Origin of the sequence: Kribbella sp. NPDC023972, from assembly GCF_040639075.1 — a bacterium.
GTDB lineage: Bacteria > Actinomycetota > Actinomycetes > Propionibacteriales > Kribbellaceae > Kribbella.
In genome coordinates this window covers 63,553-77,895 of record NZ_JBEZZH010000016.1, presented here as the reverse complement: position 1 = coordinate 77,895, position 14,343 = coordinate 63,553, and the positions used below count along the sequence as shown (strand labels likewise).

Here is a 14,343-nt window from a genome sequence, read left to right as displayed (position 1 = left end):
GCGCCTTCGGCGTCCGCTGCGCGGATCGAACAAGTTCGACCCTTGACCCACGCCACCACGACCAGGGAAGGACGCAGCTATCCCGGAGCAGCTCATCCGAGTGGTCGCAGTCCAGTGCGGATGCGGTGAGCGGCCGTGGATGCCGCGGACTGGGTCGGACTGGTGTGGTCGGCGTGTCGGCTGGGGGATGGGGATCACCGGGCCCGGTTGGATGTTGATGTGGGTGGCGGCTGGCGGGTTGTGTCACCGCTGGCCGGCCTGCAGCACGTCGGCGGTCACATAACCCGCCACTGGGACGCGCCGCTGGCCGGGTTGCCCGGCATGTGACCGGTTTCGTCCGCATCCCGGGATCCCAAGAGTCAGTCGCCGGGGGTTTGAAGGAACTGGGGACCTGGGACAGGTTATTGCGTGTGTCAGGGCCCCAGAAGGTGTTCAACGCCCCGCGTCGTGCCCGGTTCTGACCAGCATGCGGACCAAACCGCCCACCCACCGAATCCCAGCCACACATCCGGCAGGTCGCCCTCACGGTGGTGGATGGGCTGGGTGGTGCGCCTGCGTTTCGGGGGCAATCGGGGTGGCGGCTGGCCGGTTGTGTCACCGGTGGCCGGTTGCAACACGCCAGCGGTGACATAACCCGCCAGCGGGACGCGCCGCTGGCCGGGTTGCCCGGCATATGAGCGGTTTTGTCCGCATCCCGGGATCCGAGAGTCGGTCGCCGGGGGCTTGAACACGTCCTGGGGACCGGGGACATGTCATGGCCTGTCTCTGGACCCCAGAAGGTGTTCAAGGTCCTGGGATCTGGCCGGTTGTGGCCGGCATGCGGGCAGAACCGCCCACCCATCGAACACCGGCCCCCGGCCCCGATCCAGGCCTAAGGGAATCCGGCGCATCCAGGCCGGCACACCGTGTCCACCCCCGTGACCACTCGGGTGAGCTGCTCCGGGATAGCTGCGTCCGACCAGCACCATCAAGCAGCCCGGAGCCGCGCCCCACAGCTGTCCCCCGAGCACGCGTCACCAGTTCGCTTCACCGAGCACGCGTCACCACGCTCGCCTTTCCCCAGCAGACGTCCCCACAGTCCTCTTACGGGAGCGTGCGTCACCACAGTCGCCTAGATCCGGCGTACGCGGTAGGTGATCCGGCGTGCGGGGTTAGATTGCGCGGAGGGCGCCGCCGTCGATGGGGAGGATGGTGCCGGTGAGGTAGGAGGCGGCGGGGGAGAGGACGAAGGCGGCGACGCGGCCGAATTCGTCGGGGGTGCCGTAGCGGCGGAGGGGGATGGTTTTCTCCGAGGCGCGGCGGGCGGCGTCGGGGTCGCCGCCCTTGGCGTCGAGTTCTCTGAGGCGGTCGGTGGCGATCCGGCCGGGCATCAGGCCGTTGACGCGGATGCCGTTCGGGCCGAGCTCGTCGGCCAGGGTCTTGGCGACCATCGCCAGCCCTGGGCGGAGGCCGTTGGAGATCGCCAGGCCGGGGATGGGCGACTTCACCGACGACGACAGCACGAAGGCGATCGACGTACCCTCCGAGCCGGCGCGGGCGACCGCGCGGGCGATCCGAAGACCGCCGAGGAAGACGCTGTCGAAGGCTTTCCGCCAGTCGTCCTCGTCGGTGTCGAGGGCGGACCCCGGGCGCGGGCCGCCGACGCTGATCAGGGCGCCGTGCAGCGCACCCCACTTGGCGATCGCGGTCGCGGCCAGCCGCTCGGCGCTCTCCGGGTCGGCGTTGTCGACGGAGATGCCGACCACGTTCTCGCCGAGCTCGGCCGCGGCGCGGGTGATCGACTCCTCGTTCCGGCTGGAGATGACGAGCCGGGCACCTTCCGCGGCCAGGGCTTTCGCGGTGGCGAAGCCGAGGCCGGCGCTGGCGCCGGTGACGATGTAGGTGCGATCGCGCAGTCCGAGGTCCACGGGCACCATCCTGCCTCACCGCACCTGATCTCGCACGCCGACGGCCGGTTGGTGGCCGACGGCAAGTTCTCTAGTACGCCGATCGGCGCAGCGGAGTCTCGGTCGAGTTGAGGTGCCAGGCCGTGTTCACCAGGCCGAGGTGGGAGAACGCCTGCGGGAAGTTGCCGAGCATCCGTCCGGAGACCGGGTCGTACTCCTCCGCGAGCAGGCCGACATCGTTGCGCAGGGCAACAAGTTTGTCGTACAGGTCGCGGGCCTCGCCGACCCGGCCGATCAGCGACAGCGAGTCGGCCAGCCAGAACGAGCAGATCAGGAACGCGCCCTCGTCGCCCGGCAGCCCGTCGTCGGTGTGGTCGGTGATGTAGCGGCGGACGAAACCGTCGTACGCCAGCTCGCGCTGCACCGCCTCGACCGTGCCGGCCACGCGCGGATCGTCCGGCGGCAGGAAGCCGACCTGCGGGATCAGCAGCACCGCCGCGTCGAGCGCCTTGCTGCCGTAGGCCTGGGTGAAGGTCCCGCGGTCGGTGTCGAAGGCCTTCTCGCACACCTCGCGGTGAATCTGGTCGGCAGTCGCACGCCACTGCTTGGCAGGCCCGCTCATGCCGAACCGTTCGACCGCCCGGGCCGCCCGGTCGAACGCAACCCACGCCATCACCTTCGAGTACGTGAAGTGCTGCCGCCCGCCGCGGACCTCCCAGATCCCCTCGTCCGGCTGGTCCCAGATGTCGGTCAGGCGCCGCATCAGGCCGCGCTGCATCGACCAGGCATCGTCACTCGGCCCGATCCCGGACTCCCGGGCGAGCGCGAGGACGTCCATCACCTCGCCGAACACGTCCAGCTGCAGCTGCTCCGCGGCCGCGTTGCCGATCCGCACCGGCGCCGAGTTCCCGAACCCCGGGAGCCAGCCGGCTTCGAACTCGGTCAGCCGGCGTTCGCCGGTCACGCCGTACATGATCTGCAGGTCGGCCGGGTCGCCGGCGATCGCGCGCAGCAGCCAGTTCCGCCACGCGACCGCCTCTTCGGTGAATCCGGACCGCAGCATCGCCGCCAGCGTCATCGTCGCATCGCGCAACCAGCAGAACCGGTAGTCCCAGTTGCGCTGGCCGCCAAGGGTCTCGGGCAGCGAGGTGGTCGGCGCCGCGACGATGCCGCCGGACGGCGCGTAGGTCAGCGCCTTGAGGGTCAGGATCGAGCGGGTGACCTCGTCCTCGAACCCGTCGGCGTCGGTGGTGCGACCGATCCAGTCGGTCCAGTACGTCTCCGTCGGCCGGAGTGAGGCGATCGCGTCGGTCGGCTTGGGCACCGGGTGGTGGGACGGATGCCAGGTGAGCACGAACCAGGCCTGATCACCGGCCGAGACCTCGAAGTCCGCGTACGTCGCGAAGTCGCGGCCGTACTGGTGGACGTCGGACCGCAGCGACACCGCGTCCGGTCCGGCGATCGCGACGACCTGACCGTCGGCCCGCTGCACCCACGGGACCACGTGGCCGTAATCGAAGCGCAGCCGCAGCTCGGACCGCATCGAGACGGTGCCACTGATGCCCTGGACGATGCGTACGATATCCGGCGCCGCATCACGTGGTGGCATGAAGTCGATCACCCGGACCGAGCCACTCGACGTGGACCACTCGGTCTCCAGCACCAGCGTGTCACCGCGGTAGTGGCGGCTGCTCTTCGCATCGGCGTCGCGCGGTGCGAGCCGCCAATGCCCGTTGTCGTCGGAGCCGAGGAGGGCGGCGAAGCAGGCTGGTGAGTCGAACCGCGGGAGGCACAGCCAGTCGATCGAGCCCTGCTTCGACACCAGCGCGGCCGTCTGCAGGTCTCCGATCAGCGCGTAGTCCTCAATCCGCCGCGCCGGTACGGACTTCGGCCGGCTGCGCCGGTTCGGACGAGTCGTCGCCGCTGGAGTCGGCGGACCCGCCGGAGCCGCTGGAGTCGGTGGACCCGCCGGAGTCGGGGGAGTCGGGGGAAGAGTCACCGCGTACTTCCTGTCGCGAGAAGTAGACCAGGCCGCCGAGGGCGAGCAGGGCGAAGAAGAACCATTGCAGCCCGTAGAAGAAGTGTGGACCGTCGTCGATCTCCGGTCCCGGGAACGCGCCGAACGCGGGGTCGTTGGCCGGCTCCTGCTTGTCGATGGTCAGGTAGCCGTCGTACAGGTCCAGGTTGAGGGCCTTCGCGAAGTCCGGTCCGTTGATGAGCCGCGCCGTACCGTTGTCCGGCGTACCGCCGTTGGTGTGCCCGCCGCGTTCGCTGCGCCGCAGCCGGCCGGTGATGGTCACCTCGCCGGCCGGTACGGCGGGGATGTGGCCGGGCGCGAGCTCGGCGCCTTGGCGGGCCAGGAACCCACGGTCGACCAGAACCGCCTTGCCGTCGGGGAGAACCAGGGGGGTGACGATCTCGAACCCTGGCCGGTCGTTGACGTTGCGGTACCGCAGGACGACCTGTTTCGACGCGTCGAACCGGCCGGTGACGACCGCCGTACGCCAGGCGTGCTGGTCGCCGACGACCCCGTCCGCGCCGACGATCTGGCCGATTGGCGCCGGGGGAGCGGCCAGGTTGGTGCGGGTGACGTCGTTGCGCGCCTTGCGCTCGTCCAGGCGGTGGAACTGCCAGCGACCGAGCTGGACGCAGACTCCGGCAAGCACCAGGACCGCCAGTGCGGCGGCGATCCAGCGGACATTCATCAGGCGACCCACATCTCGAACTTAGGCCATCCCCTGAAACCGTCGGCCCCCGGCACGTAGGCTGGGAGCCGTGACAGCAACCGAAGAGGTGACTCAGCTGGGCTTGGCGGACAGGTTCGGCCGGATCGCCACGGATCTGCGGGTGTCCCTCACGGACCGCTGCAACCTGCGCTGCAGCTACTGCATGCCCGAGGAAGGCCTCGATTGGCTGGCGAAACCGGAGTTACTCACCGACGACGAGGTGGTTCGACTCGTCTCCGTGGCAGTTCGGTTACTCGGCGTACATGAAATCCGGTTCACCGGCGGTGAGCCGCTGTTGCGTCGCGGTCTGGTCGGCATCGTCGCGCGTACGGCGGAGTTGCTGCCACGCCCCCAGGTGTCACTGACCACGAACGGGATCGGCCTGGCCCGCCAGGCCCAGGCGCTCAAGGACGCCGGTCTGGACCGGGTGAACGTGAGCCTGGACACGATCCGCCCGGACACGTTCCAGCAGCTCGCCCGGCGGGACCGGATCAAGGACGTGCTGGCCGGGCTCGAAGCGGCCCAGGCGGCCGGGCTGACCCCGGTAAAGGTCAACGCGGTGCTGATGCGCGGCGTGAACGAGCAGCAGGCGCCGGAGCTGTTGGAGTTCTGCCTGGAGCGTGGCTACGAGCTGCGGTTCATCGAGCAGATGCCGTTGGACGCTCAGCACGGCTGGAATCGCGCCACCATGGTGACCGCCGACGAGATCCTCGCCCAGCTCGCCGAGCCGTTCGGGCTCGAGCCGACGGACGCGGCCGCCCGGGGGAGCGCGCCGGCCGAGTCTTTCACCGTCCGCGGCGGGCCGCAGACGGTCGGCATCATCGCCTCTGTCACGCGCCCGTTCTGCGGCGACTGCGACCGGGTCCGGCTGACCGCCGACGGACAGGTCCGCGACTGCCTGTTCGCCCGCACCGAATCAGATCTGCGGACGGCGCTGCGTTCCGGCGCCGACGATGAGGAGCTGGCCGACCGGTGGCGGCGCGCGATGCGGAGCAAACTTCCCGGCCACGGCATCAACGACCCGAGCTTCCTGCAGCCGACCCGGCCGATGTCGGCCATCGGCGGCTGAACCGGCTCAACCCAACAAGAACCGGTTGAACGCTGTGCCAAACCGGCCTAATCCGGAAATGCGTTTTTTCGGTGTACGCCGATTCACTCCGAGAAAGGCTCGACCTCGCGCAGGAATGACCGGCGTTCGAGGAAGTCGGACAAGCTGTCCTTGTGCTCGTCACACGCAAGCCAGGTCTTGCGCCGGTCCGGAGTGTGGATCTTCGGGTTGTTCCAGAGCAGCGCCCACTGCGCCGGCGCGCCGCACCCCTTGGAGGAGCAGGTGGACGGCAAGGCTTCTTCAGTCATCACAGGTGCTCCCTTGAATGCCTTCCCCACCCCGCCGCCCCGGTCTTTCCTGAGCGTGCAGGTGAATTGTTCCTGACCACTCAATAATCAAAAGAGTGGGGGAAAATGAAGCGACGTCGGACAGCCACGGGGGGAGCCGTCCGACGCCGCATCAAGTCCCTGAATTTCATCCGTGAACTTCAGAGCACGCGGGAGATTCTGACACGGATGATGGCAAAGTTTCCAGTCCCGGCACACATCACTTTTCGGTGTCGATCGTACGGTCCTCATTTGGCGGCGTGACGACCGTCGGATGCGACCCGATTGCCGGGCGTTCCGGGGCCGTATAAGGGTCCGCGCTGGACAGCTGGGTGGTCCGGTGCGCGTTGGCCAGCACCACCGCGACGTACGGCAGGAACACGGCCGCGACGATGAACATCCAGCGCCACGGCGACGGGGTGATGACGGCCAGCACGAAGCACACGATCCGGATCGACATCATCCACGCGTAGCGGGCGATCCGGCTGTCCAGATCCTCCGACCGGCCCGGCTGCGCACTCGTCACCGAGATGACGGTTTCGTCGCCCCGCTCACGGCGTCTCGACATCTATCCTCCTCACCAGAACCAACGGTACGCCGCGTCGTTCGCCCGGGCGCAGCCAGGATGGAAGGAACGTGCCATGACCGAGCGTCAGCGAGGGCATCATCCAATACAGTCCGCTTGTGCCTCATCGGCGCCCGCAGCGAAGCGAGGACGGCGATGAGTAACCGCACCTACCGCGTGACCGAGATCGTCGGCACCTCGAAGGAGGGCCTGAACCAGGCGATCACCAACGGGATCGCCCGGGCCGGCGAGACGCTGCGCCACCTCGACTGGTTCGAGGTCACCGAGATCCGCGGCCATATCGTCGACAACCAGATCGACCACTACCAGGTGGGGATGAAGGTCGGCTTCCGCCTCGAAGACTCCTGACCCACACCCGTCCGCCGACGTTCGAGGGGATATCCACCGGGGTGACGGGTTCTCCCCTCGTACCCGGACAGAGAACCCGTCGTTCGAGGGGACAGCCCCTCGAACGACGGTGCTGTGGGGCCGCGATAGCGTTCGTCCGACTGGCGTCGTGTGAGGAGGGCTTGTGAGCAGGTCGGTGTTGGTGACCGGTGGCAACCGGGGGATCGGGCTGGCGATCGCGACCGCGTTCCGGGAGGCCGGCGACCAGGTCGCTGTCACCTACCGCAGCGGCGAACCGCCGGAGGGCTTCCTCGGGGTCAAGTGCGACATCACCGACCAGGAGCAGGTCGACGCGGCCTTCGAGACGATCCAGGACGAGCAGGGCCCGGTCGAGGTGCTGGTGGCGAACGCCGGCATCACCCGCGACACGCTGCTGCTGCGGATGTCCGACGACGACTGGTCGTCGGTCATCGACACGAACCTCACCGGTTCGTTCCGGGTCGCCCGGCGCGCGGCGAAGGGGATGCTGCGGCTGCGCAAGGGCCGGATCGTCTTCATCTCCTCGGTCGTCGGCATGCTCGGCTCGCCCGGCCAGGTGAACTACGCGGCCAGCAAGTCCGGCCTGATCGGCATGGCCCGGTCGATGGCCCGCGAGCTGGGCAGCCGTGGCATCACCGCGAACGTGGTCGCCCCCGGTTTCGTCGAGACCGACATGACCGCGGTGCTGCCGGAAGAGACCCAGAAGCAGTACCTGAGCCAGATCCCGCTCGGCCGGTTCGGTCTGACCGAGGAGATCGCCACCACGGTCCGCTGGCTCGCCTCCGCGGAGGCCGGTTACATCACCGGTGCGGTGATCCCGGTCGACGGCGGCATCGGCATGGGCAACTAGACAACCAACTCTCTAGCAAACCTCTCTAGGCTGCGTAATTTTGAAAGGGGGGACGCCGGTGGGCATCCTCGACGGCAAGCGGATCCTGGTCGCCGGAGTCACGCTGGACTCCTCGATCGGCTTCGCCACGGCCAAGGTGGCGCAGGAACAGGGCGCCACCGTGCTGATCTCGAACTTCGGCCGCGCGCTGAGCATCACCAAACGGATCGCGAAACGCCTGCCGGTCGAGCCACCCGTCCTGGAGCTGGACGTCACGAATCCCGACCACCTCGCGGCGCTGCCGGACGCCGTACGCGAGCATGTCGACGGGCTGGACGGTGTCGTGCACTCGATCGCGTACGGCAACCCGGAGACCATCCTCGGCGGTAAGTTTCTGGACGGGCCGTGGGAGGACGTGTCCCAGGCCGTGCACGTCTCGGCGTACTCGCTGAAGGCGCTCGCTGTCACCTGCGCGCCGCTGATGAGCCGCGGCGGCAGCGTCGTCGGGCTGACCTTCGACGCGACCGTGGCCTGGCCCGGGTACGACTGGATGGGAGTGGCCAAGGCCGCCCTCGAGTCGACGAGCCGGTACCTGGCCCGCGACCTCGGGACCCAGGGCATCCGCTGCAACCTGGTCTCGGCCGGACCGCTGAAGACGCTGGCGGCCAAGGCGATCCCCGGCTTCGAGAAGTTCGAGGAGCCGTGGCTGGACCGGGCCCCGCTCGGCTGGGACCCGTCCGACCTCGAGCCGACCGGCCGGACCATCGTCGCCCTGCTCAGCGACTTCTTCCCCGCGACCACCGGCGAGATCGTGCACGTCGACGGCGGCTACCACGCGATGGGAGCGTAGGGGTTGGCCACATCTCTGGTTGAGCTCCGGGTCCTGGACGGCGCCAACCTCTACTTCAGCCGTGCCGCCGTCAAGCTCACGCTCGACGTCTCCGCACTCGTCGACGCCCCGGCCCCGGCCGCGAAGGCGTACGCCCAGGCCATCGGTCTGGGTGCCACCCGGCCCGGCCGGATCGGCTCCGGCTTCCGGCAGCGGTTCGCGATCCGGGTCACCGGTCACGTCGTACGCCGGATCGCGCGGGAGGCCGGGATCGGCCGGATCGGCGTCCGGGTCCGGCCCGAGTCCGACGTACGACGCCTGGTCGTGGCCTACCCGTGGGCGCACGAGGGCCGGGCCCGGGCGCTCGGGGAAGCGATCGTCGAGGTGCTGGATGCCTTCGGCGCCGACGACCTGACCGACCTGATCACGACGGTCGGGGAACGGGTCCGGGACGAACCGCCGGGCAACCCGCCGCCGACGCTGCGGCCGAAGGTGCCGGTCGTCGCGGTGACCGGGACGAACGGCAAGACCACCACCTCGCGGATGATCGCGCACATCGGCCGCGCCGCCGGGCTGCACGTCGGCTGGTCCAGCACCGACGGCGTGTACTTCGACGGCAAGCTGGTCAAGTACGGCGACTACTCCGGCCCGAGCGGCGCCGGTCAGGTGCTGTCCCAGCCGGGAATCCAGCTCGCGGTCACCGAGACCGCCCGCGGCGGCATCCTCCGGCGCGGCGTCGGCGTGGTCTCGAATGACGTCTCCGTGGTCACCAACGTCACCGCCGACCACCTCGGGCTGGGCGGTATCGACACCATCGACCAGTTGGCCGAGGTGAAGGCGGTCATCACGCAGATCACCCGGCCGCGTGGCTGGTGCGTGGTGAACGGTGACGACCCGCGGACGTTCGCGATGCGGCTCGGCTCACCGGCCAAGTGCTGGGTGTTCTCCCGGGACCCCGACTCGCCGTCGATCCGGACCGTGCTGGACGAGGGCGGCCGGGCGACGACCGTGCTGGACGGGTTCATCACCGTCCTCGACCAGGCCAGCGACCCGGAGCCGTTGCTGAAGGTCGTCGACGTACCGATGACGCTGTCCGGGCTGTCCCACTACAACGTGGAGAACGCGCTGGCCGCGGCGTCGGCGGCGCTCGGTCTCGGGCTGCCGCGGGCCGCGGTGATCGAGGGCCTGAGCACCTTCGCGCCGAACGAGAACAACCCCGGCCGGATGAACATGTACTCGCTGCGCGACTTCACCGTGGTGATCGATCTCGCGCACAACGAGGCCGGCCTGGAAGCGCTGCTCGAGATCATGCACGGCGTCCGGGAGCCGAGTGGCCGGCTGCTGCTGGCCCTGGGTTCGCCGGGGGACCGGTCCGACGACATGGTCTTGGCGCTGGGCGCGATGGGCGCACGGGCAGCCGATCGGGTGATGATCGGCCACAAGAGCGACTACCTGCGCGGACGGCCGCCGGAAGAGCTCGACGCGGTGTTCCGGGAAGGGGCCGCGTCGGTCGGCGTGGACGACGTCCCGTCGTACCCGACCGAGCTGGCGGCGGCGCAGGCGCTGGTCGCCGAGGCGAAGCCCGGGGACGTGGTCGCGGTGATGTCTCTGCAGGATCGGGCGAGTCTTGACGCCTGGTTGCGGGCCGAGGGGGCTACCGTCGACACACCGGAGACCTTGAAAGCCAAGGTCGAGAGAGCCCACGCCTGACCGGACGGGGTGGGGACGGCCCGAAGGCCGGCCCCTCCGCCCGTGCTCCGGGCGGAATCGGGGTGACATGCGCTACCTGTGGTCGGTGCCGTCCGCGGTCGTCGCCTGGTTCGTGGCGGGTTTCGCCGCCACGTATCTGAAGGGACTCCCGGAGGGTACGACGCTGTTCGTGCCGGAGCGGCTGGACCTGCTCGTCCTGGGCGGGTTCACCGGTGGTGTGGCGGCCGGGTTGTTCGTCGGCCGGGTTCGGTTCACCCTGCCTCTCCTCCTGGTCGTTGCCACCGGCATGTGGTGGCTGACCGGCCACTCCGTCACCGACCAGGCCCCGATGATCACGTTGCTGGTGGCAAGCGCTGTCGGCGGGCTGTTCGGTGCCTTGGGCACCAGAAGCTCGGTCGTTGCTGCGTTCACGTTGGCGATTCCGGTCGCCTGGCTGGCGCTCCGGCCGGCCAACCAGCTACAGGATTGGCGTTGGCTGTGGCAGTTGAACGGCTTGCTGGTCGCGGCCGGGCTCGCCCTGTTGCTGTACGTCGCCTGCTGGCGGCGCGGGTGGAGATCGGCGTACTTCTGGGTTCCGTTGGCCGGTTTCTACCTAGTGTCGTTCGGTGTTGTCGCCGGGGTGCGCAGCATCAGCCAGGCGCGTGCGGGCCGGTCTACCGACGAGACCGCGGACGCGGCGACGGACGCGTTCTTCCAGTCGTTCGAGCCGATGCTGCGTGAGTACTGGCCCTGGCTGGTGCTGGCCGTGCTGCTCGCGATCCCGATGGTGGCGCTCAAGCTGCGCGCACTTCCGCCAGCCCCGCCGCCGCCCGACCCGTACGCCGACCGCACGAACGACGCCGTACTGTCCGACGACCTCGACTGGATCGACCGCGACGAGCCGAAGCGCCGGCTGCTGCCGCGTCGCCAGCAGCCGGCGTCCTGACGTCGCCGACTTACTTTGACGGCGTGGCCGTCCCGCATTCGGTGTCCGGTTCCGTGTCACACGGCATACCGGTCGGTACGCCGGTGGGTGCGTCGGCCACGTTGCCGGCCGCGTCCACCGGGGTGATCTTGACGTCCTTCACGTCCTTCTCCGGTACGACGACAGCGAAGAACCGCAGCCGATCGGTGGCCGGCGTGCCAACAGCGCTGAGCCGGTAAGTGCGACTCGAAACCTGCAGTGCCACCGAGCGCGCGTCGGCCGACACCGCTCCGAAGATGAGGGTGGCGTTGATCTCGGCGGCATCCTTCTCCTTGGCGTGCCCCTGAACCACGTGGTGGCTGACCCGCTGGCCGGGTTTCCAGTCGTTGAAGCAGACGTACGGACGGCCGAAGCTGTTCGCCGGGCCCTCATCGCTGACCATGCAGCCGTACTCCGAGAAGGCGAGCATCGCCCAGCTCTCGGTCGGGATCGTCCCCTTCGCGACGTAGTAGGCCTTCGGCTTGTACGCGTTCGCGTCCGGCAGCTTGGTGAACACCTCGTCCGACCACGGCGGCGGCAGGACGATCGGAGTGGTGATCGCCGGTGGCACCCCGAAGCCGGCGGCACCGGGTTCGTCGCCGGCCGAGCGGATGGAACTGAGGAGCGGACCAGTAGCGAGGACAGCGGCAGTGGCCGCCGCGGTCGCCACGACGACCGCCGTACCGCGGCGGCGGCGTTGGCGGCGCTTGATGCGCAGGCGGACCGGCGCGGCCGGGTCGGCAGGCTCGGGACGGCCTTCGGTCAGTACGGCGAGCTTGGTGCTCAGGTCGTCGGTCATACGATCCCCCTCCCGGCCAGTTCGGCCAGTTCGTCGGGTGTGGTGAAGTGCTGGTCGTTGCGGAGCGCATCCAGCCCACGCCGGGTGTGCTGCTTCACGGCGCCGACCGTGCAGCCGAGCAGGTCGGCGACCGTCTGCTCGGACAGGTCCTCGGCGTACCGGAGATAGACCGCGGCGCGCTGCCGTGGGCTCAGCCGCGCCATCGCGGCGCGCAGCGCGAGCCGTTCGTCCACTTGCCCGGTGGCGGAACCGACCGCCGTGTCGGGTGGCGTCTGGGTCGGGCGTTCGCCGATCCAGCGGCGGCGGCGAGCGGACAGGAACGTGGTCGTGACGATCTTGCGCAGATATCCCTCCGGGTTCTCACTGCCTACCTTGCGCCAGTGGAACCACAACTTGGTGAAGGCCTCCTGAGCGAGGTCTTCGGCCTTCTGATGGTCCAGCGTGAGCGCATCCGCAAGCCGCGCGGTCGCACTCCACCGAGCCCGCACGAACGCGTCGAAGTCCTCGGCTGGTTCTTCTCTCATCGGCATCCCTTCCTCACCCCCTTGAACGCCGTCATCAGCGTCGCAGGGTGACAGGTCAGGCGAGGAGGTCTTGAGCCAGCCAGGTGCCGGGCTGGAAGCCGGGCGGGAGGGCGAAGACAGCGGAGCCGATCGTGGTGGTCCACTCGTTGAGGGCGTCGGCCGCGTCGAGGCGGGCCAGCAGCGGGAGGAACTGGCCGGCGACGTCGGCCTGGTAGCTGAGGAAGATCAGGCCGGACTCGCGGTTCGGCCCGTCGTCGTGCACGTAGTTGAGGCCCTTCCGGAAGATCCGGCGCCCGTCGTTCTCCGAGTGGTGGGAGAGCCGGGCGTGCGCGTTCTCGGCGATCACCAGCCGTCCGTCCGCGTCGCGGGCCTCCAGATCGAGCTCGTCGTGCTCGGCCGCGCCGGTCAGCGGTGCGCCGTTCGACAGCTTCCGGCCGACCGCCCGCTCCTGCTCCGAACGCGTCAGCTCGTCCCAGGTGTCCAGGTTCATCCGGATCCGTCGTACGACGAGCGTCGTACCGCCGTGGAACCAGTCGGGGCCGTCGGACGACCACACCGTGCTGTCGAACTCCGGCGTACCGACGCCAGGGTTGCCGGTGCCGTCGACCTGGCCGAACAGGTTGCGGCCGGTCACCGGCTGACCGTCGGAGCCGGTCCCGCTCCAGAACCCCGTCTGTCGCCAGACCGGCGTGGCGAACGGTTTCGCGTCAGCCACCAGCCGCCGTACGGCGTGCACCACGCTCACCGCGTCGTCCGCGCCCACCATCACCAGCAAGTCCCCATCCGACCAGGCAGCGTCGAGCCGGTCGTGCTTCATCACCGGCAGATCGTCCAGGCCAGCAGGCTTGCTCCCGGTCAGTTCGAAGACCCGCGTGCCGAACCCGACCGTCGTGGTGAGCGCGACATTCGCCACCGCCAGCTCGGGCGCCGTGTCACCCGGCGCTGGCCGCCCGTTGGCCAGGGCAACGATGTCGTTGCTCCACAACCGCATCAACCGGCCCAGCGCCGCCTTGTCCGTGCCCGGCAGCAGCTTCAACGCCACCAACTCCGCATGCCGCGGTGACGGCGCCGCAACAGCCGGCTGATGCTCGCCGTACGGCGAGATCACCCGAGCCGCCGGCTGATGCGCGGGCTCGTCGTTGCCAAGCGCAACCACAGCACCGCCGGAGACAGCCGCACCCGCTGCGGCCGCTCCGGCGTACCCGAAGAATTGTCGTCTGGTGGTCACTTCGCGGAGGGCGTGGGAGTCGGGTGGTAGTGCTCTTCTTCCTCGGTGAAGGTCTTGACCGGGACGGTCAGGTCGTGGGTGGTGCCGTCGGAGAACTTGAGGGTGACCGGGACCTCGTCACCGGGCTTCAACGGCTGTTTGAGGCCCATCAGCATGACGTGGTCGCCACCGGGGGAGAGGTGCGTGTGGGACGTGGCGGGGACGTTGATGCCACCGGCCTTCTCCTGCATCACCATCGTGCCGTCCTTCATCGCCATCTCGTGCAACTGCACCGTCCCGGCCAGCGGAGACGTTGCCGAAGTCAACTGGATGTCCGCGTTCCCCGGGTTGGTCAGCGACATGAACGCCGCGGTCATGCCGGCGTCCTTCGCGCCGACCGTTGCCCGCACCCACGCATCCTCGACCAGCACCGACGGCGTGGTCGCGGCCGCCTGGGTAGCGGGCTCGGGGGAAGATCCACAGGAGGACACCAGGACGACGGCCAGTGTTGCCGTCAGCAACTTCAGCTTCACGGACAAGCCAACGACGCTTGCCCCGGCCGAG

At 69.2% G+C, this 14,343-nt stretch carries 15 protein-coding genes; 6 read left to right on the top strand and 9 right to left on the bottom strand.

Annotation, left to right across the window (positions count from 1 at the left end; genetic code table 11):
* Positions 1 to 1,151 precede the first annotated feature (1,151 nt).
* The 3 genes from AB0F43_RS37115 to AB0F43_RS37105 all read right to left on the bottom strand — a co-directional run bounded on the left by AB0F43_RS37115 (position 1,152) and on the right by AB0F43_RS37105 (position 4,591).
* On the bottom strand, positions 1,152 to 1,916 hold the full coding sequence (locus AB0F43_RS37115) for an SDR family oxidoreductase (RefSeq protein WP_360488266.1): 765 nt from the start codon (positions 1,914 to 1,916) through the stop codon (positions 1,152 to 1,154).
* Between the two features lie 61 nt (positions 1,917 to 1,977).
* The gene (locus AB0F43_RS37110; protein WP_360488263.1) at positions 1,978 to 3,708 is read right to left on the bottom strand and encodes a glycoside hydrolase family 15 protein; all 1,731 of its coding nucleotides are present in this window, start codon (positions 3,706 to 3,708) and stop codon (positions 1,978 to 1,980) included.
* Between the two features lie 40 nt (positions 3,709 to 3,748).
* Entirely contained in the window at positions 3,749 to 4,591 is an 843-nt protein-coding gene (locus tag AB0F43_RS37105; protein WP_360488260.1) for an SURF1 family protein, read from the bottom strand.
* 70 nt (positions 4,592 to 4,661) lie between these two features.
* On the opposite strand from AB0F43_RS37105, the gene moaA reads away from it, so the two are divergent.
* Positions 4,662 to 5,681: a GTP 3',8-cyclase MoaA gene (gene moaA / locus AB0F43_RS37100; protein WP_360488257.1), complete on the top strand. Its 1,020-nt coding sequence runs from the start codon at positions 4,662 to 4,664 to the stop codon at positions 5,679 to 5,681.
* A gap of 83 nt (positions 5,682 to 5,764) precedes the next feature.
* Here moaA and AB0F43_RS37095 read toward each other — a convergent pair whose 3' ends face one another.
* Positions 5,765 to 5,968: a hypothetical protein gene (locus tag AB0F43_RS37095; protein WP_360488254.1), complete on the bottom strand. Its 204-nt coding sequence runs from the start codon at positions 5,966 to 5,968 to the stop codon at positions 5,765 to 5,767.
* A gap of 238 nt (positions 5,969 to 6,206) precedes the next feature.
* The gene (locus AB0F43_RS37090) at positions 6,207 to 6,554 is read right to left on the bottom strand and encodes a DUF3099 domain-containing protein (RefSeq protein ID WP_360488251.1); all 348 of its coding nucleotides are present in this window, start codon (positions 6,552 to 6,554) and stop codon (positions 6,207 to 6,209) included.
* Positions 6,555 to 6,707: 153 nt separating this feature from the next.
* Here AB0F43_RS37090 and AB0F43_RS37085 point away from each other — a divergent pair, with 153 nt between their 5' ends.
* From AB0F43_RS37085 to AB0F43_RS37065, 5 genes are all read left to right on the top strand, one after another.
* Positions 6,708 to 6,920: a dodecin gene (locus tag AB0F43_RS37085; protein WP_360488248.1), complete on the top strand. Its 213-nt coding sequence runs from the start codon at positions 6,708 to 6,710 to the stop codon at positions 6,918 to 6,920.
* Positions 6,921 to 7,083: 163 nt separating this feature from the next.
* Positions 7,084 to 7,788: a 3-oxoacyl-[acyl-carrier-protein] reductase gene (gene fabG / locus AB0F43_RS37080; protein WP_360488245.1), complete on the top strand. Its 705-nt coding sequence runs from the start codon at positions 7,084 to 7,086 to the stop codon at positions 7,786 to 7,788.
* Positions 7,789 to 7,846: 58 nt separating this feature from the next.
* The gene (gene fabI, locus AB0F43_RS37075) at positions 7,847 to 8,617 is read left to right on the top strand and encodes an enoyl-ACP reductase FabI (RefSeq protein ID WP_360488242.1); all 771 of its coding nucleotides are present in this window, start codon (positions 7,847 to 7,849) and stop codon (positions 8,615 to 8,617) included.
* Positions 8,618 to 8,620: 3 nt separating this feature from the next.
* Positions 8,621 to 10,306, top strand: a complete 1,686-nt coding sequence (locus AB0F43_RS37070) for a Mur ligase family protein (RefSeq protein WP_360488239.1) — start codon at positions 8,621 to 8,623, stop codon at positions 10,304 to 10,306.
* A 67-nt stretch (positions 10,307 to 10,373) separates the two neighbouring features.
* Complete coding sequence (locus AB0F43_RS37065) at positions 10,374 to 11,231, top strand: hypothetical protein (RefSeq protein ID WP_360488236.1); 858 nt, start codon at positions 10,374 to 10,376, stop codon at positions 11,229 to 11,231.
* Positions 11,232 to 11,241: 10 nt separating this feature from the next.
* Here the strand turns inward: AB0F43_RS37065 and AB0F43_RS37060 are convergent, their stop codons facing one another.
* Genes AB0F43_RS37060 through AB0F43_RS37045 form a run of 4 tightly spaced genes read right to left on the bottom strand, consistent with a single transcriptional unit; the run spans position 11,242 to position 14,312 of the window.
* Positions 11,242 to 12,048 carry a hypothetical protein gene (locus AB0F43_RS37060; RefSeq protein WP_360488233.1) on the bottom strand — a complete coding sequence of 269 codons (807 nt, stop codon included), beginning with the start codon at positions 12,046 to 12,048 and terminating at the stop codon, positions 11,242 to 11,244.
* Positions 12,045 to 12,572, bottom strand: a complete 528-nt coding sequence (locus AB0F43_RS37055) for a SigE family RNA polymerase sigma factor (protein ID WP_360488230.1) — start codon at positions 12,570 to 12,572, stop codon at positions 12,045 to 12,047. The genes AB0F43_RS37060 and AB0F43_RS37055 overlap by 4 nt, the downstream gene beginning before the upstream one ends.
* Positions 12,573 to 12,627: 55 nt before the next feature.
* A complete protein-coding gene (locus AB0F43_RS37050; protein WP_360488227.1) occupies positions 12,628 to 13,800 on the bottom strand; it encodes a Dyp-type peroxidase in 1,173 nt (390 codons plus the stop codon).
* Positions 13,797 to 14,312, bottom strand: coding sequence for a copper chaperone PCu(A)C (locus tag AB0F43_RS37045; protein WP_360488271.1), 516 nt, complete (start codon positions 14,310 to 14,312; stop codon positions 13,797 to 13,799). The genes AB0F43_RS37050 and AB0F43_RS37045 overlap by 4 nt, the downstream gene beginning before the upstream one ends.
* Between the last annotated feature and the right edge of the window lie 31 nt (positions 14,313 to 14,343).

Coding starts and splice junctions, on each gene's coding strand:
- AB0F43_RS37115 (WP_360488266.1), bottom strand. CDS start 1,916: ATGGTGCCCGTGGACCTCGGACTGCGCGATCGCACCTACATCGTCACC.
- AB0F43_RS37105 (WP_360488260.1), bottom strand. CDS start 4,591: ATGAATGTCCGCTGGATCGCCGCCGCACTGGCGGTCCTGGTGCTTGCC.
- AB0F43_RS37095 (WP_360488254.1), bottom strand. CDS start 5,968: ATGACTGAAGAAGCCTTGCCGTCCACCTGCTCCTCCAAGGGGTGCGGC.
- AB0F43_RS37090 (WP_360488251.1), bottom strand. CDS start 6,554: ATGTCGAGACGCCGTGAGCGGGGCGACGAAACCGTCATCTCGGTGACG.
- AB0F43_RS37085 (WP_360488248.1), top strand. CDS start 6,708: ATGAGTAACCGCACCTACCGCGTGACCGAGATCGTCGGCACCTCGAAG.
- AB0F43_RS37065 (WP_360488236.1), top strand. CDS start 10,374: ATGCGCTACCTGTGGTCGGTGCCGTCCGCGGTCGTCGCCTGGTTCGTG.
- AB0F43_RS37060 (WP_360488233.1), bottom strand. CDS start 12,048: ATGACCGACGACCTGAGCACCAAGCTCGCCGTACTGACCGAAGGCCGT.
- AB0F43_RS37055 (WP_360488230.1), bottom strand. CDS start 12,572: ATGAGAGAAGAACCAGCCGAGGACTTCGACGCGTTCGTGCGGGCTCGG.